Annotated in this window: 21 protein-coding genes; 12 read left to right on the top strand and 9 right to left on the bottom strand. The window is 73.2% G+C overall.

The annotated features are described in order from the left end of the window. Positions 1-17 precede the first annotated feature (17 nt). From VE614_RS05295 to VE614_RS05280, 4 genes are all read right to left on the bottom strand, one after another. Positions 18-1,433 carry a hypothetical protein gene (locus VE614_RS05295; protein WP_324932758.1) on the bottom strand — a complete coding sequence of 472 codons (1,416 nt, stop codon included), beginning with the start codon at positions 1,431-1,433 and terminating at the stop codon, positions 18-20. Next, positions 1,430-2,941, bottom strand: coding sequence for a GT4 family glycosyltransferase PelF (pelF, locus tag VE614_RS05290; protein WP_324932754.1), 1,512 nt, complete (start codon positions 2,939-2,941; stop codon positions 1,430-1,432). Before pelF ends, VE614_RS05295 begins: the two co-directional genes overlap by 4 nt. 132 nt (positions 2,942-3,073) lie before the next feature. After that, positions 3,074-5,209 (bottom strand): hypothetical protein, encoded by a 2,136-nt coding sequence (locus tag VE614_RS05285; RefSeq protein ID WP_324932752.1) that lies wholly within the window; start codon positions 5,207-5,209, stop codon positions 3,074-3,076. A 416-nt stretch (positions 5,210-5,625) separates the two neighbouring features. Beyond that, positions 5,626-6,153, bottom strand: coding sequence for a hypothetical protein (locus VE614_RS05280; RefSeq protein ID WP_324932749.1), 528 nt, complete (start codon positions 6,151-6,153; stop codon positions 5,626-5,628). A gap of 443 nt (positions 6,154-6,596) precedes the next feature. Here VE614_RS05280 and VE614_RS05275 point away from each other — a divergent pair, with 443 nt between their 5' ends. The 7 genes from VE614_RS05275 (at position 6,597) to VE614_RS05245 (ending at position 14,706) form a co-directional block, all read left to right on the top strand. Further along, positions 6,597-8,927: a collagenase gene (locus tag VE614_RS05275; protein ID WP_324932746.1), complete on the top strand. Its 2,331-nt coding sequence runs from the start codon at positions 6,597-6,599 to the stop codon at positions 8,925-8,927. A 56-nt stretch (positions 8,928-8,983) separates the two neighbouring features. After that, positions 8,984-10,186: an NAD(P)/FAD-dependent oxidoreductase gene (locus tag VE614_RS05270; protein WP_324932742.1), complete on the top strand. Its 1,203-nt coding sequence runs from the start codon at positions 8,984-8,986 to the stop codon at positions 10,184-10,186. Continuing rightward, positions 10,183-10,503, top strand: coding sequence for a (2Fe-2S)-binding protein (locus VE614_RS05265; protein ID WP_324932740.1), 321 nt, complete (start codon positions 10,183-10,185; stop codon positions 10,501-10,503). Before VE614_RS05270 ends, VE614_RS05265 begins: the two co-directional genes overlap by 4 nt. Continuing rightward, positions 10,487-12,040 carry an NAD(P)/FAD-dependent oxidoreductase gene (locus VE614_RS05260; RefSeq protein WP_324932737.1) on the top strand — a complete coding sequence of 518 codons (1,554 nt, stop codon included), beginning with the start codon at positions 10,487-10,489 and terminating at the stop codon, positions 12,038-12,040. Before VE614_RS05265 ends, VE614_RS05260 begins: the two co-directional genes overlap by 17 nt. Then, a complete protein-coding gene (locus VE614_RS05255) occupies positions 12,037-12,942 on the top strand; it encodes a dihydrodipicolinate synthase family protein (RefSeq protein WP_324932734.1) in 906 nt (301 codons plus the stop codon). The genes VE614_RS05260 and VE614_RS05255 overlap by 4 nt, the downstream gene beginning before the upstream one ends. Before the next feature lie 16 nt (positions 12,943-12,958). Next, a complete protein-coding gene (locus tag VE614_RS05250; protein WP_324932731.1) occupies positions 12,959-13,960 on the top strand; it encodes a proline racemase family protein in 1,002 nt (333 codons plus the stop codon). A gap of 74 nt (positions 13,961-14,034) precedes the next feature. Next, positions 14,035-14,706 carry a GntR family transcriptional regulator gene (locus tag VE614_RS05245; protein WP_324932728.1) on the top strand — a complete coding sequence of 224 codons (672 nt, stop codon included), beginning with the start codon at positions 14,035-14,037 and terminating at the stop codon, positions 14,704-14,706. A gap of 103 nt (positions 14,707-14,809) precedes the next feature. On the opposite strand, the gene VE614_RS05240 is transcribed toward VE614_RS05245, so the two are convergent. Both VE614_RS05240 and VE614_RS05235 read right to left on the bottom strand, forming a co-directional pair. Then, positions 14,810-15,091, bottom strand: coding sequence for a GlsB/YeaQ/YmgE family stress response membrane protein (locus VE614_RS05240; RefSeq protein ID WP_324932725.1), 282 nt, complete (start codon positions 15,089-15,091; stop codon positions 14,810-14,812). Positions 15,092-15,198: 107 nt separating this feature from the next. Next, positions 15,199-16,035, bottom strand: coding sequence for an endonuclease/exonuclease/phosphatase family protein (locus tag VE614_RS05235; RefSeq protein WP_324932722.1), 837 nt, complete (start codon positions 16,033-16,035; stop codon positions 15,199-15,201). Positions 16,036-16,304: 269 nt separating this feature from the next. Between VE614_RS05235 and VE614_RS05230 the strand changes: the two genes are divergently transcribed. Both VE614_RS05230 and ppk2 read left to right on the top strand, forming a co-directional pair. Next, positions 16,305-16,547 (top strand): DUF6411 family protein, encoded by a 243-nt coding sequence (locus tag VE614_RS05230; RefSeq protein ID WP_324932719.1) that lies wholly within the window; start codon positions 16,305-16,307, stop codon positions 16,545-16,547. A gap of 40 nt (positions 16,548-16,587) precedes the next feature. Then, the gene (gene ppk2 / locus VE614_RS05225; protein ID WP_324932716.1) at positions 16,588-17,619 is read left to right on the top strand and encodes a polyphosphate kinase 2; all 1,032 of its coding nucleotides are present in this window, start codon (positions 16,588-16,590) and stop codon (positions 17,617-17,619) included. A 56-nt stretch (positions 17,620-17,675) separates the two neighbouring features. On the opposite strand, the gene VE614_RS05220 is transcribed toward ppk2, so the two are convergent. Continuing rightward, positions 17,676-17,825 (bottom strand): hypothetical protein, encoded by a 150-nt coding sequence (locus tag VE614_RS05220; RefSeq protein ID WP_324932711.1) that lies wholly within the window; start codon positions 17,823-17,825, stop codon positions 17,676-17,678. A gap of 202 nt (positions 17,826-18,027) precedes the next feature. Here VE614_RS05220 and VE614_RS05215 point away from each other — a divergent pair, with 202 nt between their 5' ends. Further along, a complete protein-coding gene (locus tag VE614_RS05215) occupies positions 18,028-18,873 on the top strand; it encodes an NAD(P)H-binding protein (protein ID WP_324932709.1) in 846 nt (281 codons plus the stop codon). Between the two features lie 60 nt (positions 18,874-18,933). Here the strand turns inward: VE614_RS05215 and VE614_RS05210 are convergent, their stop codons facing one another. Beyond that, the gene (locus VE614_RS05210; RefSeq protein WP_324932705.1) at positions 18,934-20,238 is read right to left on the bottom strand and encodes an MFS transporter; all 1,305 of its coding nucleotides are present in this window, start codon (positions 20,236-20,238) and stop codon (positions 18,934-18,936) included. Positions 20,239-20,371: 133 nt separating this feature from the next. Between VE614_RS05210 and VE614_RS05205 the strand changes: the two genes are divergently transcribed. Beyond that, on the top strand, positions 20,372-21,307 hold the full coding sequence (locus VE614_RS05205; RefSeq protein ID WP_324932701.1) for a LysR family transcriptional regulator: 936 nt from the start codon (positions 20,372-20,374) through the stop codon (positions 21,305-21,307). A gap of 140 nt (positions 21,308-21,447) precedes the next feature. On the opposite strand, the gene VE614_RS05200 is transcribed toward VE614_RS05205, so the two are convergent. Then, positions 21,448-21,798: a DoxX family protein gene (locus VE614_RS05200; RefSeq protein WP_324932698.1), complete on the bottom strand. Its 351-nt coding sequence runs from the start codon at positions 21,796-21,798 to the stop codon at positions 21,448-21,450. 119 nt (positions 21,799-21,917) lie between these two features. Between VE614_RS05200 and VE614_RS05195 the strand changes: the two genes are divergently transcribed. Then, positions 21,918-22,820 carry a LysR family transcriptional regulator gene (locus tag VE614_RS05195; protein WP_324932695.1) on the top strand — a complete coding sequence of 301 codons (903 nt, stop codon included), beginning with the start codon at positions 21,918-21,920 and terminating at the stop codon, positions 22,818-22,820. Positions 22,821-22,856: the final 36 nt, after the last annotated feature.

Here is a 22,856-nt window from a genome sequence, read left to right as displayed (position 1 = left end):
GGAGCGGGCGCCTGAGGTCAGGCGTGTGGGGAGGGCCTGCCGAGCAGACGGATCGCGCAGACCGCGAGACAGAGCGCGGCAGGCCCGCAGACCGGCCCCAGTACGGCCGGGTCCGGCGGCAGCTTCAGCCAGGTGACCGCCCCGGCGCCGCCCGCGGCGGCCAGACAGATCACGGCCGGCGGCCAGGCCATCCCGAACGCCTGGAGCAGCAGGGCGGTCCACAACGCGGCGGCGAGCGGCAGCAGCGTGGCCGGGCCGGCGCCGGTGAACAGGGCCGCCGGCAGCAACAGCAGCAGGTAGGCGGACAGGCAGCCGCCGAGCACCGCGGCCGAGCGGAGCAGGAACCCCCGGGGCGTCGCGCTGGCCCGCAGCGCGGCGACCGACCAGCCGCGGTAGCGGTACAGCAGCCACTCGGCCGGGCCCATGCTCAGCGTCAGGGCGATCACCGCGTACGGGTGCCGCCGCCCCTCCAGCAGGACGAGCACCGCCGCGGCCAGACCGAACAGACCGTAGGGCAGGGACGCGCGCGGGCTCGGCCGGGGCCCGTCGGGAGCGGCCGGGACGGCGAGCCCCGACCACAGCACCCGTGCCGTCACGGCGAGGGTGGCCAGCAGCGCCAGCAGCGGCAGTCCCGCCCGCAGTACGGGGCCGGGCTCCCACCACGGCAGCACCGCCGCACCGGCGATCAGCGGGCTGAGCGCGGCCAGCAGCAGCCGCTCCCGCCCCAGCACCAGCAGCACGCCCGCCGCCGCCAGATACAGCGACTGGGCGGCCGCCACCGCGGTCACCGGGCCGCCCGCGGCGGGCAGCGCGGCGAGCCCGGTGGCCGCCGCCGCACCCAGCGAAGCCCCCGTCAGCAGGGTGCGGGCCGCCTCCCGACGCCCCGTCACCAGCCGCAGATGCGCCCGGTGGCCCAGTGCCTGCCCCCACGCCCAGGACACGACACCCGCCACCATCAGGACGGTGGCGTGCCGGTCGACGCGCCAGAGCGGGGCGGTGAGCAGATAGGCCAGGGCGGGCAGCGCGAACAGCAGCCCACGCAGCAGACAGCGCACCGTGTCCGGGCGCCACGGGTCGGCCGCGGCGGGCGGGTCGGGGAACGTGCGAGGCACCCGCTCGTAGAGCGCGGACGCCAGCGAGAAGAGGTTCGGGTGGCCGTAGCGCTCGGCGATCACGGTGGCGGACAGGCCCTCCGCCTCCAGCAGCGCGGCCACCTCGTAGGGGTGGACGGCGGGGCCCACGCGGTCGGCGAGTTCGGCGGCGAGCGCGCTGACCGCCGCCTCGTCGGGGCCTCGCCGGGGCAGCCGGATCGCGAGCGTGGTGTCGTCCAGGGCCCAGCGCGGGCGGCGGCGCGCCGGACGCGGCCGGGCCAGGCGCAGGGCGAGCGTGTCCTGCTCGGCGCCGCCGGGTTCCAGGGACATCGGCCCGCTCATCCGGTGCGGCTCCCCGCGCCGGTGACCGCCGCGGCGGTCAGTACGATCCGTCCGGGCGACCGCTCGGCGGGCGTGGACAGTTCGCGGTAGATGGAGCGGAAGGTGTCGATGGTCTGGCGCAGGGTGAACTGCTCGATCACCCGCAGCCGGGCCGCCTCGCCCATCGCCCGGCGGCGGACGGGGTCGCCCAGCAGGTCCAGCGCGGCGGCGGCCATCGCGGCCGGATCGCGCGGCGGTACGACGAGCCCGGTGTCGCCGACCGCCTCGCGCACGCCGCCCACGTCGGTGGAGACCGTCGCCCGCCCGCACGACATGGCCTCGATCAGCGTGAACGGGAAGCCCTCGCTGATGCTCGACAGCATCACCACGTTCCCCGCCGCGTAGGCGTCCCGGATGTCCTCGACGCGCCCTTCGAACGTCACGGCGCCGGCCTGCCCCAGCTCGGCGGCGAGTGCTTCACAGCGCTCCCGGTAGCCCTCCCCGCCGCGGGGGGTGCCGCCGAACAGCCGCAGCCGCACGTCGGGCAGCCGGTCCCGGACGAGGGCGAAGGCGCGGATCAGGGTCTCCAGATCCTTGATCGGGTCGACCCGCCCGGCCCAGCTGAGGGTGAGGTCTTCCGGCTCCGGCCCGGCCGGGGGGAAGGCGGCGGGGTCGACGCCGTTGTAGACCGTGCGGATCGACGCCGGATCGGCACCGCCCTGCTCCTCCCAGAGCCGGTTGTAGCGGTTGCCGGGGGTGATCAGCGCCGCCCGGCGGTACGTCTCCTCCGCGAGCAGCCGGAAGAAACCGAGAACCACCGCCTTGACCGGCCAGCGGTAGGGAGCGGTGCGGTAGCCGAGGTAGCGCTCGCGCAGGTAGACACCGTGCTCGGTCAGCAGCAGCGGAACCCCGTGCCGTTCGAGTGCCGCCAGCCCCGGCAGGACGGCGACGCCTCCGCTGACGGCGTGCGCCACCCCCTCCTCGGGCGGCGCCGCGGCCAGCGGGCGCAGCGCGTGTTCGAGGAGCGAGGTGGCGGTGAGCGCGTCGTGCAGTGTCGGCCGCGCCTCGCGCACGGCCAGCCCCGGACGCCGCCACACGGCGGTCAGGACCGTGATCGCCGTGTCGCCCCGCAGGAACGCGCTCAGCCCGCCGTCACCCGCCGCCCGCGCCAGGGTGTGCAGGGCGGGCGCGAACCCGTCCTCGGCGGCCGGGTCGAGCAGCGCGGTCAGGAACCGCTCGTAGGCGCCGGCGAGCTGCCTGTGGCGACGGCCGCGCGGCGGACGGCCGGGCGGAGCCGTGCCCCACAGCGGCAGGGACCGCACGCTCAGGACATGGGCCGGCAGGTCCCAGACCAGCGGCTCGCGCCCCGTGCCGGTGACGGCGACGACGTCGAAGTCGATGTCCGGCATCCCGGTGACGAGTTGGTCGCACCAGACGCTCACACCGCCGTGGCTGTGCGGATAGGTGCCTTCGGTGAGAAGAGTGACGCGCGGGGCGCCGGGGCGTCGCGCGCCGTGGTCAGCGTGCATCCATGTGCTCCACGGCCGAGGTGCGGGGGGTGGTGGTGCGGGGCGGTGCCGTCCCGGTGAGGGATGGTGGTGCGGGTCCCGGCCGCCGCGGACGGGCGGCCGGGACCTCGCTGTCGCTCCGCCGAACGCCGGTCAGCTGCCGGCGCCGGGCGTGAGCGGCTCGGCCACTCCGGCGGGCAGGCGGGTGTCCGGCGCCGGGACGGTGGCCGGCGCGGTTCCACTCCCGGCGGCGCCCGTGCCGGGGGAGAGAGGTGCCACCGGCAGGGTGAGGACCAGCTGGGCGGCCGCGGCGGCCGTCCAGCCGGAGCGCTCGCCCGCGTACGCCTCGCCGAAGGCTGCGCCGGCCCGGGCGGTCCCCTCGGGCATGGTGGCGGGGACCGCCGCTCCGGCCGGACCCTCGACGGTGACGGTGCCGCCGACGCGGTAGGCGGTGACCTGTCCGTCCCGCACGGCCGCCCGCCACGCGGCGCGCCGCCGGAGCTCCGCGCCGATGTCCTTCATCCGCTCGTTGACGACCGGCGTGTTCGGCGCGAACAGCGCGGCGTAGGTGTCGAGTACGCCGTCCAGGACCGGGTAGGCGATGCGGTCCTCGGCGAGGTTCGACTGGTGGATGAAGTGCGGCCTGGGATCGTTGGCGAGGACGTGGCCGAGGGCGATGCGCCGCTCCAGCGGCACGATGTGCTCCAGGTAGCCGGTGGCCGGGTCGAGCGGGGCGGGCAGGCAGGTGGTGGTCGCCGGGTTGTCCTCGCAGATGCCGCTGCCGCCCTGTGCGCGGCTGGTGTAGATCCAGTTGTACTCGTCGACCTGCTCGGCCGCCCGGCCCGCGTTGTAGAAGATGTTCATCGGGTGGCGGGGGACGGTCGTGGCGGGCCCGACCCGCCGCTGGTCGGGTTCACGGGAGTTGTCCGAGGCGAGCCAGGCGATGCCGTTGTCGGCCAGGGCGAGCGCCAGGTTCGGGTTGTCTGCCGTCTGCTGGGGCAGGACCCTCAGTCCGGAGTGCTCGCCGGTGACCAGTTCGCCGTCGTCCAGGGGAAGTGCGGCGAGCCGTCCCCACGCGCGGTTGGCGGCGATCTCGTCGGAGACGTCGTTGCGGCTGACCCACTTGGTGCTGCCGTCCTGATCGGTGGCGCACCGCCACGGCACCACCGTGGTGTCCTGCTCGCAGCCGAGGAAGGCGTGCGTGTAGGTGTGGTTGATCCAGCGGAACCGCTCGCGCTCGGCGATGAGCTGGTCGGCCAGCGGGTCGGCTCCGCCGTGGTCCTCGCGGTGGTCGACGCTGCCGGCGCCGTTGTAGGCGAGGTCGAGGGTGAAGTCGCGCTCGCGCTGCCAGGCGACGGCCCGGTCGACGTCCGCGGGTGTCATGCGGATCGGGTCAGGGGTGGCGTTCGGGTCTGCGCAGTCCACGTCGCCGGGCGTGCAGTCGAGGGTGGAGTTCCAGCGGTCGTCGGCGGCGAAGACGTCGTCGACGTGGACGGCGAAGTGGTTGCGGGAGGTGCCCAGCCGGACGCCGTCGGTCATCCACGCGACGATGCCGCGGGCCAGCAGCCGGAACTGCTGCTGGTGGCGGTTGTAGACGAAGGTGACGACGAGTTCGCGCCGCCCGTCGTGCCGGTACTCGCCCACCAGCGAGCCCCGCTTGGCCGTGCCGGGGATCGGTGCCTCGACGTACGGCGTGAAGTCGGCCCCGGCCACCTTCGTCGACAGGTAGGCGTAACTCTCGCCCACGACAGGTGAGTTGTCCTCGAACGGAACCGGGCCGTCGAGGTAGCCGAACGGCCCGGACCGGCCGGCGGCGGTCACCTGGGCCCGCACCCCGTCGACGCTGCCGGAGTAGCCGCCGTGGACCGGATACTGGAGTCCGGCCTCGGGGCGGGCGTACGTGTAGGCGTCGACCTGCGGGATGTCGTAGGTCTTCTCGTACGCCACCAGCGCGGCCATCTCCGGGGAGTTCGCCGGGAACGGGTTGTCGCTCGGCAGGACGACGGCCTGGAAGCGGGCGCGGTCCCGGCCGTCCACGGTGTCCGCCAGGTAGCCGGCGTCTATGCGGGGCCGGCCGGAGCGGGTGAGGTCGATCTCCGTGTACGGCGTGCCCGCCCCGTCGAGTTCGGCCGCGATGGCGTCGGTGGCCGGGCCGCCGTCGCTCACGACGAGTACCCGCAGGTCTATTCGGGGAGCCGGGTCGTCGGCGTGCGCCGCTGTGCCCGGCAGGCCGAGAGCGGCGATGAGCGCGCCCGTCGTGAGCAGGGTGGTGCGTAAGGTCCGCTTCATGCGGTGCTGTCCCCTCCCAGGGCAGGGGTGAGTACGGCTCCGCGGAGCGGACGCACCCCCTCGCGCGACGCCGGTTTCCCCCTCAGAGACCGGCCGTCGACGCATCCGTCGCGTCACATAGTGAGGTGTCTGTGGAGCTTTCGTGGCCCTGCTGCGAAACCTGACGGAAAAGCGCGGGCGCGTCGCGGGTCGCCTCCCGGGGCGGATGCGGGTTCGGCGGTCCTTCCCGGCCGCCGGTCCGCGGCCCACCATGGACGCTGCGGTCCAGGCGGGACGGAAGGCGGCCCCGCCGGCGGACCCGGGGGCCCGCCGGCGGGGCCGCACGTCGCCGCGGGCTGTCCGACGGACGGTCGGTGCGCCGATTTCAGGTCACCGCCGTGCACGGCGCGAGCCTGTCGGGAGCAGGCGTGAGCCCGTCAGGAGCAGAGGACGCGCGTCTCGGGGGTGTGGACGGGGCCGCCGCTGACGTTCGTGCTGTCGCTGAACTCGGCGTAGAAGTACGAGTAGAAGCCGATGTTGCCGTTGCAGCCCGAGTCGGGGGCGATCCGGAGCGTCAGCGTCACGGTCCGGCTCTGGCCGGGCGGGACGGGAGCGCCGTAGTTTCCCCCCAGGTCGGCGGGCCCGGTGCCGGAGCACGCCGCGCTGCCGCCGGCCGTGGTGAGGGTGCAGCCGGTGAAGGAGTACTTCAGGTCGGGGCGCTGGGTGGTCAGCCAGGTCGGGTCGATGGTCTGGTGGACGAACCAGAGGTCGTAGGTCTTGTTGTTCGTCAGCGTCATGGTCAGGTTCACCGTGCCGCCGGGGGCGGTCGTCGCGGCGTCGGTGGCGAACTCCAGCTCGGCGGGGCCCGGTTCGGCGGCGCTCGAGGAGGGGGCCAGTCCGAACGCGGTGAGGACGAGGGCGAGGACGGCGGTGAGACCGAGGCGTCTCGGTAAGGGTGATCGCATGGCCCGGGAGGCTAGGCACCACCCGCGTCCCGCGTCTGCCCCCACGCCGGTGCCCGGAATCCGGGACGACCGAAAGTGCGCGTTCGGTGATGGACGCGTGAGCGGGCCGTGTTGGCGGGCTCGGGGACGTAGACGTGCACGGTGGGGCCGGTGCGGCGGGGTGGCCGACGGGGGCGTCAGTGCCCAGGGGGTGGGTGTGCGCCGGTCGCGCTATTGGCGGGTACCGATCGTGGTGCTCTCGGTGCTGGATGCGTCACGCCCGCGCGGCGGCGCCTGAACTCGGCCATTGGCCCATTTCCGGCCGGCGTGAGTGCGCCCCTGGCGGGGCCCGGGATGGCACCTGAGGGGTTGTCAGTGCAATTTCACATTACTATGTTACAGCTCACCTTGCAGTGGCATGCACGCCTCAAGATGAGCCACTCCCCACATCCGAGGAGCCGCAGGTGTTCACCAAGCCACGCCTGTTCCCGCCCCGGCGCAGATCACTGCGCACCGCCCTGCTCGCCGCCGCCGTCACCACGGCGCTGCTCGGCACGGCCGACGTCCCCACCGCCCGGGCGCAGGACCGCACCGACGTCCCCCGGGCCGCGATCGGCGACGACCGCCGGCCACACGACGAGGTCACCCGCCTGGGCAAGGCCCCGGCCCCGCGCACCCCCGCGGTCACGGCCCCCGGCGCCCGCCGGGCCGACGGCCGAGTCCCCGGCCGGTCCACCCCCGCCTCGCCGGAGCCCGCACCGGCCCTGGCCCCCGGCTGCGCCCTGGACGACATCACCCGCCTCGACCCCGAGCGGTTCGCCGACTTCCTGGCCGACCCGGCCGTCACCGCCGACGGCTGTCTGCGCGGCACCCTGTGGACCTGGGACGCCCGCCTCGCCCCCGTCATGGACGACGCCCACGTCCGAGCCGTCGCCCGGCGTGCCACCGGCCTCGCCGCACGCCACGACGGCCGCAACTCCAGCCATCTGCTGGAGATGTTCACCTACCTGCACGCCGTCGTGTACCACGACTTCTCACGCGAGGAGATCGACGTCACCGACGCGCCCACCCAGGAGGCCATGCGGCGGGCGGTGTACTGCTTCGGCACCGCCCCGCGCACCTTCGACGCCACCCGCACCAACGCCGAGACCCTGCGCGAGGCCCTCTACACCGGCAGCGCCCCCGGTCTGCGCCAGTCCCAGCCCGACCTGATCCGCAAGGTGCTGGCCCGCCTCGACCGCTACCACACGGACACTTACGCCGACCCCTCCTGGGGCGGCGCCGCGCTCGCCGCGCTCAGCGTCAACTACCTCGGCCTGTACGAGGGCAACGGCGACACCGCCTTCAGGACCGTCGTCGCCCGCAACGACACCTACCGCGACGCCTTCCGCCGGTTCGCCGGCCACACCCATCTCAAGGGCACGCCCAACGAGTGGACCGTGCGGGACGCCCTCTCGGAGTACGCCCGGTTCGGCGTCATCGGCTCCCTGCGCACCCGGATCGTCTCGGACCTCGGCGCTCTGCTCACCCCCGTCACCGACACCTGGGGCCGCGGCAGCGCCCCCTGGGCCAAGATCGCGTCCTGGCTCGGCCACTACGACGCCTGCAAGCCGTACGCCGTCTGCAAGGACGACATCGAGCGGCAGTTGTTCCCGTACGCCTACCGCTACGACAACGGCGCCATCAAGGTCCGCACCGGCCTCGACCGCGCCGTCGCCGACCAGCTCTACTACGCGAGCAAACAGGTCAAGGCGCAGTTCCACCGCGTGCTCGGCACCCAGGCGCCGCTCTCCGGGGACACCAACACCGCCCTGACCACCGTGCTCTACGCCTCCCGCGCCGACTACGAGAACTACCACCCGCTCCTCACCGGCATGAGCACCGACAACGGCGGCATCTACATCGAGCGCGGCGCGACCTTCTACACCTACCAGCGGCGCGTTCCGCAGGACTCACGGCTGACGCTGGAGGAGCTGTTCCGCCACGAGTACGGCCACTACCTCAACGGCCGCTGGGCGGTGCCGGGTTCCTTCGGGGAGGGGCCCTGGTACCAGGGCGACCGCACGACCGCGATGGACGAGGGCACCGCGGAGTTCTTCGCCGGTTCCACCCGTGCCGACGGCGTCGCCGTCCGCAAGTCCCTCGTGCAGGGCGTCATCCGCGACACCGCGAACGGCGGCCCGCGCATGAGCGTCGACCAACTCCTGCACGCCACCTACGACGGTGACGGTTTCCGCTTCTACGACTACGCCGGCACCTTCTTCGCGTACCTGTGGAACGAACGCCCCGCACTGCTCCGGGAGATGTACCGGCACCTGCGGGCCGACGACCCGGCCGCCTTCGACGCCTGGCGCGACCGCACGGGCCGCGACGAGGCGATCCAGCAGGGCTACGACGCCTTCCTCGACCGGGGGATCGCGCGCGTCGCCGACCTGTACGTCCCCCATACCTCCCACACGCCCGACGACGGGCTGCGGGAGCGTACGGCCGAGGCGGTACGCACCGCCCTCGCCTCCGCCACCGCCGCCGACCCGGCCTGCGCGGCCAACGGCGACACCGCCATGCCCCGCTTCGTCTGCACGGGCCGGATCACCGCCCGCCTCACGGACGCGGGCAGCGCCGACCGGGTCTTCACGGACATGTCCGAGACCGTCGACCGCTACCTGCTCGACCGCACCGCGCCCGCCTCGCCCAACTTCACCGACATGAACTGCGCGTTCGGCGAGGTGGCGATCTGGGCCGACCGTACCGGCGGCACCGCGGACTACAGCTGCGAGGGGCCGCTGCGCCGCTGAACGCCGAACCGGTGCGCGCTCTTGTCGGACCCAGTGCAATGTGAAATATTACTGACGTGCCCACAGAAGAGCGCGCACCTCTGGACGCCGTGATCGTCGGCGCCGGAGCGGTCGGGGCGGCGTGCGCGTATTACGCCAGCCGCGCCGGCCTCTCCGTCGCGGTCGTCGACCGCGGCCCGGTCGCCGGCGGCACCACCGGAGCCGGCGAAGGAAACCTCCTCGTCTCCGACAAAGAGGCGGGGCCCGAGCTCGAACTCGCCCTGCTGTCCACCCGGTTGTGGCGAGAACTCGCGGCCGACCTCCCACCCGAGGACGCCGTCGAACACGAGCTCAAGGGCGGTCTCGTCGTCGCACCCGACGAGACCGCCCGCACCGCACTGCGCGCCTTCACGGCGGGGCAGCGCGCGGCCGGCGTCGAGGCGCACGAGGTGAGCGCCGCCGAACTCGCCGCCCTGGAACCACGGTTGGCCCCCGGCCTGGCCGGCGCCTTCCACTACCCGCAGGACGCCCAGGTGCAGCCCGCCAAGGCCGCCGCCGCCCTGCTGCGCGCCGCCCGCCGCCAGGGCGCCCGGGTCCGGCTGGGGGAGGAGGTCACCGCCGTCCTCACCGACACGACAGGTGCCGTATGCGGCGTCCGCACTCCGTGCGGAGAACTGCGCGCCCCCGCCGTCGTCAACGCCGCCGGCACCTGGGGCGGCCGCATCGCGGAACTCGCCGGCACCCACCTGCCCGTCCTGCCGCGCCGCGGTTTCGTCCTGGTCACCGAACCGCTGCCGCCCGGCCTGATCCGCCACAAGGTGTACGCCGCCGACTACATCGCCGACGTCGCCAGCGGCTCGGCCGGCCTCCAGTCCTCCGCCGTCGTCGAAGGCACCCCGGCCGGAACGGTCCTCATCGGCGCCACCCGGGAGCGGGTCGGCTTCGACCGGACCCTCTCCACGGAGGCTCTGCGCCGCCTGGCGAGCCAGGCCGCCGCGCTCTTCCCCGCCCTGGCCGACGCGCACGTGATACGGACGTACTGCGGGTTCCGCCCCTACCTGCCCGACCACCTCCCCGCCATCGGCCCCGACCCCCGCGTCCCCGGCCTCGTCCACGCCTGCGGCCACGAGGGCGCCGGCATCGGCCTCGCCCCGGCCACCGGCCTGCTCGTCACCGCCGCGCTGACCGGCGCCGACCCACCCGTGCCCGCCGAACCGTTCCGCCCCGACCGCTTCCCTCCGCCGGACGACCTGTCCGCCACCCCAGGAGCGCCCACATGAACCGCACGCCGCGCACCCCGCTCGGCCTGGTGCGGGCCCGGCCCGAACCGCCGTACACCTTCACCTTCGACGGCCGCACCCTCACCGCCCTGCCCGGACAGTCGCTCGCCGCCGCGCTGTGGTCCGCCGGCATCCTGTCCTGGCGTACCACCCGAGGCGCCGGCGCACCGCGCGGGGTGTTCTGCGGGATCGGCGTCTGCCACGACTGCCTCGCCACCGTCAACGGCCGCCCCAACCAGCGCGCCTGCCTGATCGCCGTACGGCCCGGGGACACGGTCACCACGCAGGAGGGCACCGGTCATGACCGCGACCGCTGACCTCGCCGTCGTCGGAGCCGGGCCCGCCGGGCTCGCCGCCGCCGTGCGCGCCGCCGGCCTGGGCCTGAGCGTCACCGTGCTGGACGCGGGGGAGCGGCCCGGCGGGCAGTTCCACCGGCATCCCGCGCCCGGTCTGCGCGCCGCCCGGCCGCAGGCCCTGCACCACGGCTGGCGCCATTTCACCGGGCGGCTGCGGCGGCTGGACACCGGCCGCATCGCGTACCTGCCGCGCCACCACGTGTGGACGGTGGTCCGCGCGGGCGCGCGCTGGCGGCTGCACGCCGTCGCCGGCCCCGACGAGACGGCCGCGCTCGTCGACGCGAAGGCCGTCCTCCTCGCCACCGGCGCCTACGAGCGCCAGCTGCCCTTTCCCGGCTGGACGCTGCCCGGGGTCGTCGCGGCGGGCGGAGCACAGGCCATGCTCAAATCCGGCCTGGTGCTGCCCGGCCGACGGGTCGTCGTCGCCGGCAGCGGACCCCTGCTGCTCGCCGTCGCCGGATCGCTGGCGGCCGCCGGTGCCCGCGTCCCCGCCGTCGTCGAAGCCGCCGGCTACACGGGGTACGCCCGCACCCCGGCCACCCTGCTGCGCAGCCCCGCCAAGCTCGCCGAAGGCGCCCTGCACGGCAGCGGCCTGCTGCGGCACGGCACCCGGCTGCTCACCCGGCACGCCGTCACCGCCGCGCACGGCACCGGCCGTGTGGAGGCCGTCACCGTCACCCGGCTCGACCGTCACTGGCGGCCCCTGCCCGGCACCGCGCGCCGCATCCCCTGCGACGCGCTCGCCGTCGGCCACGGACTCCTCCCGCAACTCGACCTCGCCACCGGCCTCGGCTGCGCCACCCGCCCCACCCCCGACGACACCCCTGTCCTCGCCGTGGACACCGGCCAGGCCACCTCCGTGTCCGGCGTCTGGGCCGCGGGGGAGTCCTGCGGGGTGGGCGGCGCCGACCTCGCGGTCACCGAGGGCGAACTCGCCGCCGACGCCATCGCCCACGCCCTGCACGGCATCCCGCGCGACGCCCGCCGCACCGCCGCCCTCACCCGGCGCCGGGCCCGGCTGCGCGCCTTCGCCGACGCGATGGCCGCCGCCCACCGGCCCGGCGCCGGCTGGGCCGACTGGCTCGACGACACCACCGAGGTGTGCCGCTGCGAGGAAGTCACCGCCGGGCGGATCCGTACGGCCGTCACCGAGTACGGCGCCCTCGACGCCCGCAGCGTCAAGCTGCTCACCCGCGCCGGGATGGGCTGGTGCCAGGGGCGGATGTGCGGCCCCGCCGTCGCCCACCTGGCCGGCGCCCCGCCCATCCCGGACCGGCGTCCGCTGTCCTGCCCGGTACCCCTGCGCCACCTGGCCGAGCTGCCCGAGGACGGGGCCGCGACACCGCCCGGCATCACGACCGTGGAACCGGCCACCGCCACCGCCGCGGAACCGGCCACCGCCTCCGCCGCGGAACCGGCCGGCGTCACCGCCACGGCTGCGGGATCGGCCGGCGCCACCGCCACGCCCACCGCACCCACCGAGGAGCCCGGAACATGACCGTCGCAGACACCCGCACGCGGCCCTGGCACGGCGTCATGGTCGCCACCGCCCTGCCACTGCGCGCCGACCTCTCCGTCGACTACGACGCCTACGCCGAACACGTCGCCGCCCTGATCGCCGCCGGATGCGACGGCGTCGTCCCCAACGGCTCCCTCGGCGAGTACCAGACCCTCACCGACGACGAACGCGCCCGCGTGGTCCGCGTCGCCGTCGAGGCGGCCGGCGACGGGGCCCGGGTCATGCCCGGCGTGTCCGCGTACGGCAGCGCCGCCTCCCGCCGCTGGGCCGAGCAGGCCGCCGAGGCCGGCTGCGGCTCCGTGCTGCTGCTTCCGCCCAACGCCTACCGCGCCGACGACACCACCGTCCGCGCCCACTACGCCGAAGCGGCACGGGCCGGACTCCCGGTCGTCGCCTACAACAACCCGTACGACACCAAGGTCGACCTCACACCCGGCCTGCTCGCCCGCCTCCACGCCGACGGGCACATCGTCGCCGTCAAGGAGTTCAGCGGTGACGTCCGCCGCGCCTACGAGATCGCCGAACTCACCCCCGGCCTGGACCTGCTCATCGGTGCCGACGACGTCCTGCTCGAACTCGCCCTCGCCGGCGCCGTCGGCTGGATCGCCGGCTTCCCCAACGCCCTGCCCGGCGCCTGCCTCACCCTCTACCGGGCCGCCGTCGAACGCGACCTCGACCTCGCCCTGCCGCTGTACCGCGCCCTGCACCCGCTGCTGCGCTGGGACTCGAAGACCGAGTTCGTCCAGGCCGTCAAGGTGTCCATGGAGATCGCCGGACGCCCCGGCGGCCCCACCCGGCCACCGCGCTCCCCGCTGAGCGGGGAGCAGGCCGCCGCCGTCCGCGCCGCCACCGAGAAGGCCCTCGCCGAGGGCCTCGACTGACCGCCGGAGGACCGCGTTGCGCACCCGACACGTCTACCACGCCGTCGACTCGCACACCGAGGGCATGCCCACCCGGGTGATCACCGGCGGCATCGGTGTGCTGCCCGGCGCCACCATGGCCGAGCGCCGCCGCCACCTCGTCGGCCACCTCGACCACGTCCGCACCCTGCTGATGTACGAGCCTCGCGGCCACTCCGCGATGAGCGGTGCGATCCTGCAGCCGCCCACCCGGCCCGACGCCGATCACGGCGTGCTGTTCATCGAGGTGTCCGGCGCCCTGCCGATGTGCGGGCACGGCACGATCGGTGTCGCCACCGTGCTCGTCGAGACCGGGCTGGTGCCGGTCACCGAGCCGGTGACCACCGTCCGCCTGGACACCCCCGCCGGCCTGGTCACGGCCGACGTCCGGGTGCGGGACGGCGTCGCCGAGGAGGTCGCGCTCACCAACGTGCCCGCGTTCGCCGTCGCCCTGGACCGCACCGTGGAGGTGCCCGGATACGGGACCGTCGGCTACGACCTCGCCTACGGCGGGAACTTCTACGCCTTCGTCGAACTCGACGCGCTCGGCCTGCCCTTCGACCGCGGCCACAAGGAGGAACTGCTGGCCGCCGGGCTCGCGGTCATGGACGCGGTGAACGCCGCGGACCGGCCGGCGCACCCGGAGCACCCGGCGATCGCCGGGCTCAAGCACGTGTACCTGATCGCGCCCGGCTCCGACGCGGAACACTCGCGGCACGCGATGGCCATCCACCCCGGCTGGTTCGACCGCTCACCGTGCGGCACCGGCACCTCGGCCCGCATGGCGCAGCTGCACGCGCGCGGCGAACTGGCCCTCGGCGCCGACTTCGTGAACGAGTCGTTCATCGGGACGCGGTTCGTGGGGCGCCTCGCCGGCGAGACCACCGTCGGCGGTCTGCCCGCCGTGGTGCCCACGGTCACCGGGCGGGCCTGGATCACGGGCACGGCCCAGTACTTTCTGGACCCGGACGACCCCTTCCCGGCGGGTTTCCTACTCTGAGGTGCCCGCGGAGTGAACCGACCGCAGCCGATCGCAGCGCCGATCGCCGACCCCCAGAGCCCCGGAGGCAGACCATGGGTGGCCACCTGAAGCAAGCCAACCTCATCACGGCGCAGGAGCGGCTGCGCGACCAGGTGGCCCACGCGCTGCGCGCCGCGCTGATCTCCGGTGAGCTGCAACCGGGGCGGGTCTACTCGGCGCCGGCGCTCGCCTCCGACTTCGGGATCTCCGCGACGCCGGTGCGCGAGGCGATGCTCGACCTGGTCCGTGAGGGTCTGGTCGAGCCCGTACGGAACAAGGGATTCCGGGTGACGGAGGTCAGCGAGCGCGATCTCGACCAGTACAGCGAGTTGCGGGCGCTGATCGAGGTGCCGACGGTGGGCGCGGTGACGCGGTCGGCGAGCCCGGAGCAGCTGGAGGCGCTGCGGCCGGTGGCCGAGGAGATCGTCGCGAGCGCCCGCGATCACGACCTCATCGGCTATCTGGACGCCGACCGCCGCTTCCACCTGGCCCTGCTGGGGCTGCACGGCAACGACCGCCTGGTCGAAACGGTGGGCGAACTGCGCAAACGGTCCCGGCTGTACGGGCTGACGGCGCTGGACGCGCGCGGCATGCTGCTTCCCTCGGCTCAGGAGCACCTGGAGCTCCTCGACCTGATGCTGGCGGGAGACGCCGCGGGGGCGGAGGCCGTGATGAGCCGGCACCTGGCCCATGTGCGGTCCTTGTGGGCGGCACGGGAGGCGTGACGGCGGGCCGGTGGGTGACGCGCACATGCACATGCCGAACGGCTCCCTCCCCTTGCGGGACGGGAGCCGTTCGGCATGGCCCGTGGTGCCGGACGTCAGTGGATCAGGCGTGGCGGTGGCTGTGTCGCCGGTTGCCGGTGACGAGGCGGTAGAGGGCGAGCAGGATCAGGGAGCCGACGATGGCGGCAATCCAGGTGGAGAGCTCGAAGAAGCCGTCGATCGAGTCGACGCCGAAGATCACCTTGCCGAGCCAGCCGCCGAGGAGGCCGCCCGCGACGCCGATGAGCATGGTGATGATGATGCCGCCCGGGTCCTTGCCCGGCATGATGGCCTTGGCGATCAGGCCGGCGAGCAGGCCGATGATGATCCACGCGATGATGCCCATGGTGGGATCCTCCGTCTCGTCGTCGCATAAAGGTTTTGTTAGCTCATCGTGTGCACCGTTCACGCTCCGGCAAACGTCTCTTTCGCCGCCCAGTTCGCAACGCCTGCTCAGACCGGTGCCAGGTCGGCATGCACCAGGTGGTGGTCGGAGTGCGGAGTGGGCTTCACGCGGTGCGTGAGTGGGGCGATGCCTCGCAGGAAGATGTAGTCGAACTTGAGGTGCCAGTCGGTGGTCGTTCGGCAGGTGCCCACGGGCGCGGGGTGGCATTCCGGGTCCGTGTCCATGGCCAGTGCCCACATGCGGGAGAGTTCGGCGGCGTCCGGCACGGCGTTGAAGTCCCCGAGAACGATGGCGCGGTCGTAGCGGGCGATCTCCGCGGCGAGTACGCCGGTCTGGCCTGCCCGGACCGCTTCCTGGCGCCGCTCGGCGAGGTGTGTGTTGAAGACCCGCACGGGCTGGCCGTCCACCGTGGTGGTGACGGCCATGTACCCGCGGTCCTCGGATCCTCCGTCGGGGTACTCCACGACGACGTGGTCCGTCATCGGCGCCGCCGAGAGGACCGCCTGGCCGTAGGCCCCCGGACTCCATGGCGCACCCCCGCAGCGGCCCCAGTTCCTGAGGACCGACCCGTACTCGACGTGGTAGTCCAGCCCGTAGACGATCTCCAGATAATCCCGGATGCTCTTGACGTCACGCACACACGCTTCCTGCAGGCCGATGACCTGGGGCGCGTACGTGGCGATCTCCGCCGCCCGGTCGATGTTGCTGGTTTCGCACGGGTTGCAGAGGTTCCACGTCATGACCCGGTTCGGTACGACCTCCTTGACGGCGTCGCCGGGCAGTGGCCTGGCGAAGTGGGCACCGCTTGGTCCACCGGGCCCCACGAGCACGATGCAGGCCAGGACGGCGGCGGCCGCGAGCAACCGCGTGCCCCTTCCGAGCACGAGCGCCTCCTCGGTTTGGATGCCCAGGGCATCTGACGTCTTCAGGCACGAGGTTATGGGACGGGGCCGTCAGGGACACCGGTTCCATGGCCGCACCGTGACTACGGGCCCCGGCCGACCGTCCCGGGTGACGGAGGAGCATCACGGGCGTGCCACGGACCTGACGAGATCAACCGGAAAAGGCGGGCGTGTTCAAGAGCCGGAGGGGCAGTCGGTTGAACGCAACCACAAGACGTCCACTCACTGCTTCGTACGTCCGGGAGACCACGATGATGATCGCCGCTGTGATCGGCCTGTGCCTTGTTCTTGCCGTGCTGGCCTTCCTGCTTCCCCGCCTGTCCAGGCATCCGCAGAACGGCGCCCAGCGCACCCTGGGCCTGGGGTCCCGAGCCGGGTCCAAGGCGCCGGGCGTGCTGGGACGGCTGTTCAGCAAGCCCTTCAGCTCCGGTTCCCGTGCCGTCGGCCGCAGTGGTTCCGCCGGCCGCCGGGCGCGCGGCCGCCTGCCCTTCTAGGCAGCCCCCGCCCAGAGGGACCGCCACCGGGAGGATCACCATGTCCGATGAGCGCAACGCCGAAGCGGCCGACGTGCCGCAGGCCGGAGACGAGATCACCGAAGCAGGGCGGGGCGCCGACGTCACCGGCGACGACGACCTGCTCGCGGGCCTGCGTATCGACGAGCGACGCCCGGAGAAGCCGCTGCTTCTGGACGCCGACGGCAGCCCCATCGACACCTGGCGGGAGAACTATCCGTACGACCGGAAGATAAGCCGGCGGGAGTACGAGAGAACCAAACGGCTCCTGCAGATCGAGCTGCTCAAGCTGCAGCGCTGGGTGAAGGACACCGGCCAGCGGATCGTCGTGGTCTGCGAAGGGCGCGACGCGGCCGGCAAGGGCGGCACCATCCAGCGCTTCACCGAGCGGCTCAACCCCCGCGGTGCCCGCGTCGTGGCGCTGGAGAAGCCCACGGAGCGCGAGGCGGGCCAATGGTACTTCCAGCGGTACGTGGCGCACCTGCCCGCCCGCGGAGAGATCGTCTTCTTCGACCGCTCCTGGTACAACCGGGCAGGTGTGGAGCGGGTGATGGGCTTCTGCAGCGAGGAGGAGTACCGCACCTTCCTCGAGCAGACACCTCTCTTCGAGCGGCTGCTCACCGACGACGGCATCCTGCTGATGAAGTTCTGGTTCTCCGTGTCGCAGGCCGAGCAGCGGACCCGGTTCGCCATCCGCCAGGTCGACCCCGTACGCCGCTGGAAACTGTCCCCCACGGACCTCGCCTCCCTCGACCGGTGGGACGACTACACCAAGGCCAAGGTCGACATGTTCCGCGCGACCGACACCGCCCACGCGCCGTGGACGGTGGTGAAGAGCAACGACAAGCGGCGCGGCCGGCTGGAAGCCATGCGCAGTCTCCTCGACCGCTGCGACTACCCGGCCAAGGACGACTCGGTCGTCGGAAAGCCGGACCCCCTGATCGTGGGCGCGGCCGACACCCTCCTGGAGGCGGGCGAGGAACCCGCGGACCTCTCGCCGACCCCGCTCGCCGGCCCCGGCGACGGCCCGGGGAAGCACCCCGCAACGGAGTGAGGAGGCGCCCACGGTGATGGCGCATCTCCGTGGCGCCCGGCGCCGTCGTCACGGTGTCACTCGCGGGCCTGCACCTTGGCGCCGGGGCCGTCGACGGTGACGGTGGCGGTGACGCCGTCGAGCTGATCGATGAGTTCCTCGAGCCGCCGGACCCGGATGGCGACCCGGCTCGGCCCTTCGCCGCCGGGCCCGTCCGTCGCGGTCACCGCCACCCACCGCGAGCGAGGCCACGCCCACGCTGGGCAGTCCGGATCCAGACCTCACGCGCTCGAACGACGAAACGCGTCGAAACCCGCGCGTGAACGTGTCCAGCGCACGGTGTCCGTCAAGCCGTCTTGACCCGAAGCTCGGTTGAGGTCTTAGCGTCACGGCATGGTGATCGCCGCCTGACGCCAGGGAGAAGACCTGATGATCCTCGTGACCGGAGCCACCGGAAACATAGGAAGCGCCCTGCTGCAAGAACTCCGGGCGTTCGGCGTCGGCCCGTTGAGAGGGCTCACCCGTGACCCCGCACGGGCCGGGTTCCCGGAAGGCGTCGAAGCCATCGGGGGCGACCTGACCCGGACAGCCTCGCTGAAGCCCGCGCTGGACGGGGTGCGCTCGCTGTTTCTTGTGTCACGCATGGGTTCGGACGCCGAGATCATCGAGGCGGCCCGGACGGCGGGCGTGGAACACGTCGTGCTGGTGTCGTCCATCACCGTCCAGACACATCCGCACCTTGGCCCGGCCCGCGAGAACCTGAGTGTCGAGCGGCTGCTCAAGGGCAGCGGCATGACGTGGACGATCCTCCGGCCGACGCAGTTCGCCTCGAACGCCCTGTGGTGGGCGAAAGCCATCCGCGAGCGTCAAGCGGTCCGCGTGCCCTACGCGGACGTCGGCCTCCCCACGATCCATCCCGCGGACATCGCGTCGGTGGCTCGGGCGGCACTGACCGAGTCCGGCCACCGGGCACGGACATACGCGCTGACCGGTCCGGAGCGGATCACGGCCCGGCAGCAGGCCGGGACCATCGCGGCGGTACTGGGCCGAGAAGTGCCGTTCACCGAGATCGGCCGACGGGAAGCCCGTCGTCAGATGGCCGCATTCCTGGGAGACGAAGCCGCGGACGCGGTACTCGACCTGACGGGCGGCGACGTCAACGACGAGCTGCTCAAGGTGCGCGACACCGTCTCCCGGATCATCGGTGCTCCCGCCAGGACATTCCGGCGATGGGCCGCGGAGAACACCGCCGCCTTCCGCCGTGCCGGCGGCTGAAGTCCAGTCCCCGGTGGCCTGGCCGGCCAAGCACGCGCCGGCTGGTCCTGGTCAGGCACGTCAGGTGCGGTTCGGAGCGGGCGCCGGACCGGTCTGCCCAGCCGGGGTGCGGCGCGGCAGCAGCAGCGGCGTGGCCAGCAGGAACAGGCCGGCCAGTCCGATGGCCGTGCGGGGGCCGAGCAGGGTGCCCAGCACGCCCCACAGGGCCGTCAGAAGAGCGGTTGAGGCTTTGGCCGTCACCTGCCAGGCGGTGAGTGTGCGGGCGACCCGGACGGTCGCGGTGCGTTCGAGTCGGTAGGTGGCGTAGACGGGGTTGAATATCCCGCAGCAGAGGATCAGGCCGAGCTCAACACCGATCACCAGCGTCAGCCCGGCGGTGCCGGGTCCCGTGAAGGCGAGGCCGACGGGCCACAGCGCGCGCAGCGTCCCGGAGGCGACCAGGACGCGGTACTGCCCGAACCGGGTGGCGAGCGGGCGGGCCAGCCGTGAGCCGAGCAACCCGCCGATCGAGGGCGCGGCGAAGGCGAGGCCGTACTGCCACGGCGTGAACCCGAGCCGGCCGAGCATCAGGACGGCCAGCAGTGGCTGGGTGGCCATGACCAGGCCGTTGAACAAGGCGGTGTTGAAGAACAGAGGACGCAAGGAGGCGTCGGCGAGGATGTACCGCCAGCCGTCGAGGAGGTCCCCCGCCCGCAGGCGTGCGGCCTGCCGCTGCTCGGGCGGTGGTTCGTGCCCGCCCGCCGCGCGGATGCCGAGGGCCGAGAGCAGGTAGCTGACCGCGTCGGCCGCCACCGTCACCACCGGGCCGAGGAGCCCGATCACGGCGCCGCCCAGCGGCGGTCCGACGATCGTGGCCGTCCAGGCCGTGGACTCGAATCGGGCGTTGGCCGTCAGCAGGTCCTGTGCCGGCAGCAGCGTCTTCAGGTACGCGCCGGAGGCGGCGCGGAAGGTGATGTCGGCCGCCGCGACGACGACCGAGACCAGCAGGAGCTGAACGTAGGTGAGCGCGTCGAGCGCGAACGCGGTGGGGATCGTCAGCAGTGCCGCGAACCGCACCAGGTCCATCGTGATCAGCACCGGCCGCTTGCGGCGGAACTCCACCCACGGGCCGAGCGGCACCGCCACGGCCGCGCCCACCGCGGCCCCCAGTGAGGAGAGCGCGGCGACCTCGGCCGGTCCGGCGTGCAGCACCCGGACGGCGATCAACGGGAAGGCGCCGAAGGCGAGCCACGTGCCGAGTGCGCTCGTCCCATACGCCGCCCAGAGCCACCCGAATCGCCGCCCCAGCCGACGTCCCCGCCGCTGTCCGATCAAACGAACCAGCGAGTCCCCCCGCAGATGTCCCAGCCGGTGCCCGCTCTTCATGCCCGACGCCCCTCGCCACTCACCCGCACAACCGATCCGCGATCGGAAGCATCAAAGCGAGCACGACGTCCCCGGATCAAACAACCGCCGCGCCACGATCCACAACCAATGGTTGTCCTCGTAGGGTGTCGGCATGGACCTCGACTCCGTCCGGACCTTCGTCGCCGCCGCCGAATCGGGGACGTTCCAGGAGGCCGCCGCCGAGCTGGCGGTCACCCAGCAGGCCGTCTCCAAGCGCATCGCCGCGCTGGAGCGCAACCTCGGGGTGCGGCTGTTCACCCGCACCCCGCGCGGCGCCCAGCTCACCATCGACGGGCAGGCGTTCCTGCCCCACGCGCGTGAGCTGCTGCGCGTCGCCGAACGCGCGGTCGCGTCCGTGCGCACCGGCTGCCGCCCGCTGCGCGTGGACGTGATCGCCTCGCGCGGCGCGGCGTCGGGCCTGATGCGCGGCTTCCACCGCGCGCACCCGGGGATCGAGCTCGACGTGATGTGGCTGTTCGACATCGGAACGGCCGTCGACGCCCTCCGCTCCGGTGAGATCGACGCGTCCTTCCGCGCCGTCGCCGCGCCCGGCCGGCCCCTTCCCGAGGACATCGAGTCCGTACGGGTGCTCGATGAGGTGCTCCAACTGCTCGTAGGCGCCGGCCATGCGCTGGCCTCCGCCCGGTCGGTGACCGTCACCCAGCTCGCCGGACACCGGATCTGGATGCCCGGCATCGTCCCCGGTACCGAGTGGGCCGCCTACTACGACGCCCTGGTCACCGAGTTCGGCCTCACCATCGAGGCGACCGGCCCCAACTTCGGATCCGACGCGCTCCTCGACACCATCGCCGACACCCCGGCCCTGGCCACCTTCATGGGCGAGCAGACCCGGCTCGTCTGGCCCGCCGGTCACGGTCTGCGCCGCGTCCCGGTGACCGACCCGATCCCCGTCTACCCGCACTCGCTCCTCTGGCACCGCGACAACCCCCACCCGGCACTGGCCGCCCTCCGTGCCCACCTCGCCACCACCACGGCCGGTCACGACGCCGCCGGGACCTGGACGCCGGGCTGGGTGATGGCGCGCTGAATCCGCCCGGCTCGACTCGTCGCTGCACGCGCCGGAGACGTTCGCATAGGACCTCAACCGCGGTAGAGGTCACGGACGTTGGTCTCGTTCACTGGCCATCGTCCCTGTGAGTCGTGGCCTTTCGTGTCGCGGTGCGGCCTTCATCGCGTGATGGCGAGGGTGAGGGAGGCAACGGCCAGGGCCAGGTAGCCGCCAGGAGCAGCGATGTTGTTGTACACGCGGGCGCGGATGTGGACGGCGATGGCGCCGATGTAGAACAGGATGAGTCCTGTCGCGGCGGCCACGCCGATCAGCGGGGCAACCGTGAGTCCGAGGAGGAGACCGGCGGCTCCGGCCGCCTTGAGCGCGGCGAGCCACGGGAGCCAGGTCTGAGGGACACCCACGTGAGCCGAGTTGGCCAGGACGAACGCGGCCTTCGAGAAGTCCGCTATGGCGATTCCGGCGTTGGCCAGGATGGTGATGACGGTGATGATCGCGTAGGCGGTGAACATGTGCCTCGTCCTTCAGGCGAGAGCGAATGGTGAGTGCGGCGCGCCCGGCGCGTCCGCCTCGACAAGCCTCCCGGGACCCCTTGAGCGGCGTCCAATACCTGCGTCCATAACCTGTGGGCATGGATGTGGACACTCGGCTGCTGCGCTACTTCATGGCTGTGGTGGAGGAGGGGACCCTCACGCGCGCCGCGGAACGGCTGTTCGTGTCCCAGCCGGCGCTCACCAAGCAGATCAAGCAACTGGAGACCCGGCTGGGAGTGCGGCTCTTCACACGGTCCCGCACCGGCATGACCGTCACGGAACCGGGCCGGATGCTGGCAGAGCGGGCCCCCGCCTTGCTGGCCGACTGGGACCGGGTGCTGCGGGAGACCAAGAGCGCCGCCAGCCGGGCAGCCCGCCTGCTGCGGGTCGGCTTCATGGGCAGTGCCGCCAACGAGGCGACCCCGCGCATCATCGCGGAGTTCACCCGGCGCCGCCCGGGCTGGCGAGTGGAGATGCGGCAGGCCACCTGGTCGAATCCGAGCGCCGGGCTCGCCGACGGAGACGTCGATGTGGCCCTGCTGCGGCTGCCCTTCCCGGGACAGGACGCCTTGCGGACGGCCGTACTGTTCACGGAGCCCCGCTGGGTCGCCCTCCCCGAGGGGCACCCACTCACCGCCCGTGATGTGATCCCCTTCCGGGATCTGTGGGACGAGCCGTTCGTGGCTGCCCCGCCCGAGACGGGCTGGTGGCGAGACCGCTGGCTGGCCACCGACGAACGCGACGGCCACCCGGTGCGCGTCGGCGCCGTCGTCGACCAGCCGGACGACTGGCTCAGCGCCATCGCCAACGGCTACGGCGTCGCCCTCGCCCCCGCATCCGCCGCCCGCTTCTACGCCCGGCCGGGCATCACCTACCGCCCGGTCAGCGACGTCAGCCCGAGTCAGGTCGGTGTCGCCTGGGCCCGGTCCGACGACACCAATCCCGTGGTTCAGGACTTCGTCCGCCGCTGCCTCGAAATCCGTGACGCCATCGGAAACTGACGAGGGGCCTGGCCACGGGGGCTTGGCCCTGACCGT

Origin of the sequence: Streptomyces sp., from assembly GCF_035645055.1 — a bacterium.
In the GTDB taxonomy this organism is placed as follows: Bacteria; Actinomycetota; Actinomycetes; order Streptomycetales; family Streptomycetaceae; genus Streptomyces.
This window is presented reverse-complemented; position numbering and strand designations above follow the sequence as displayed.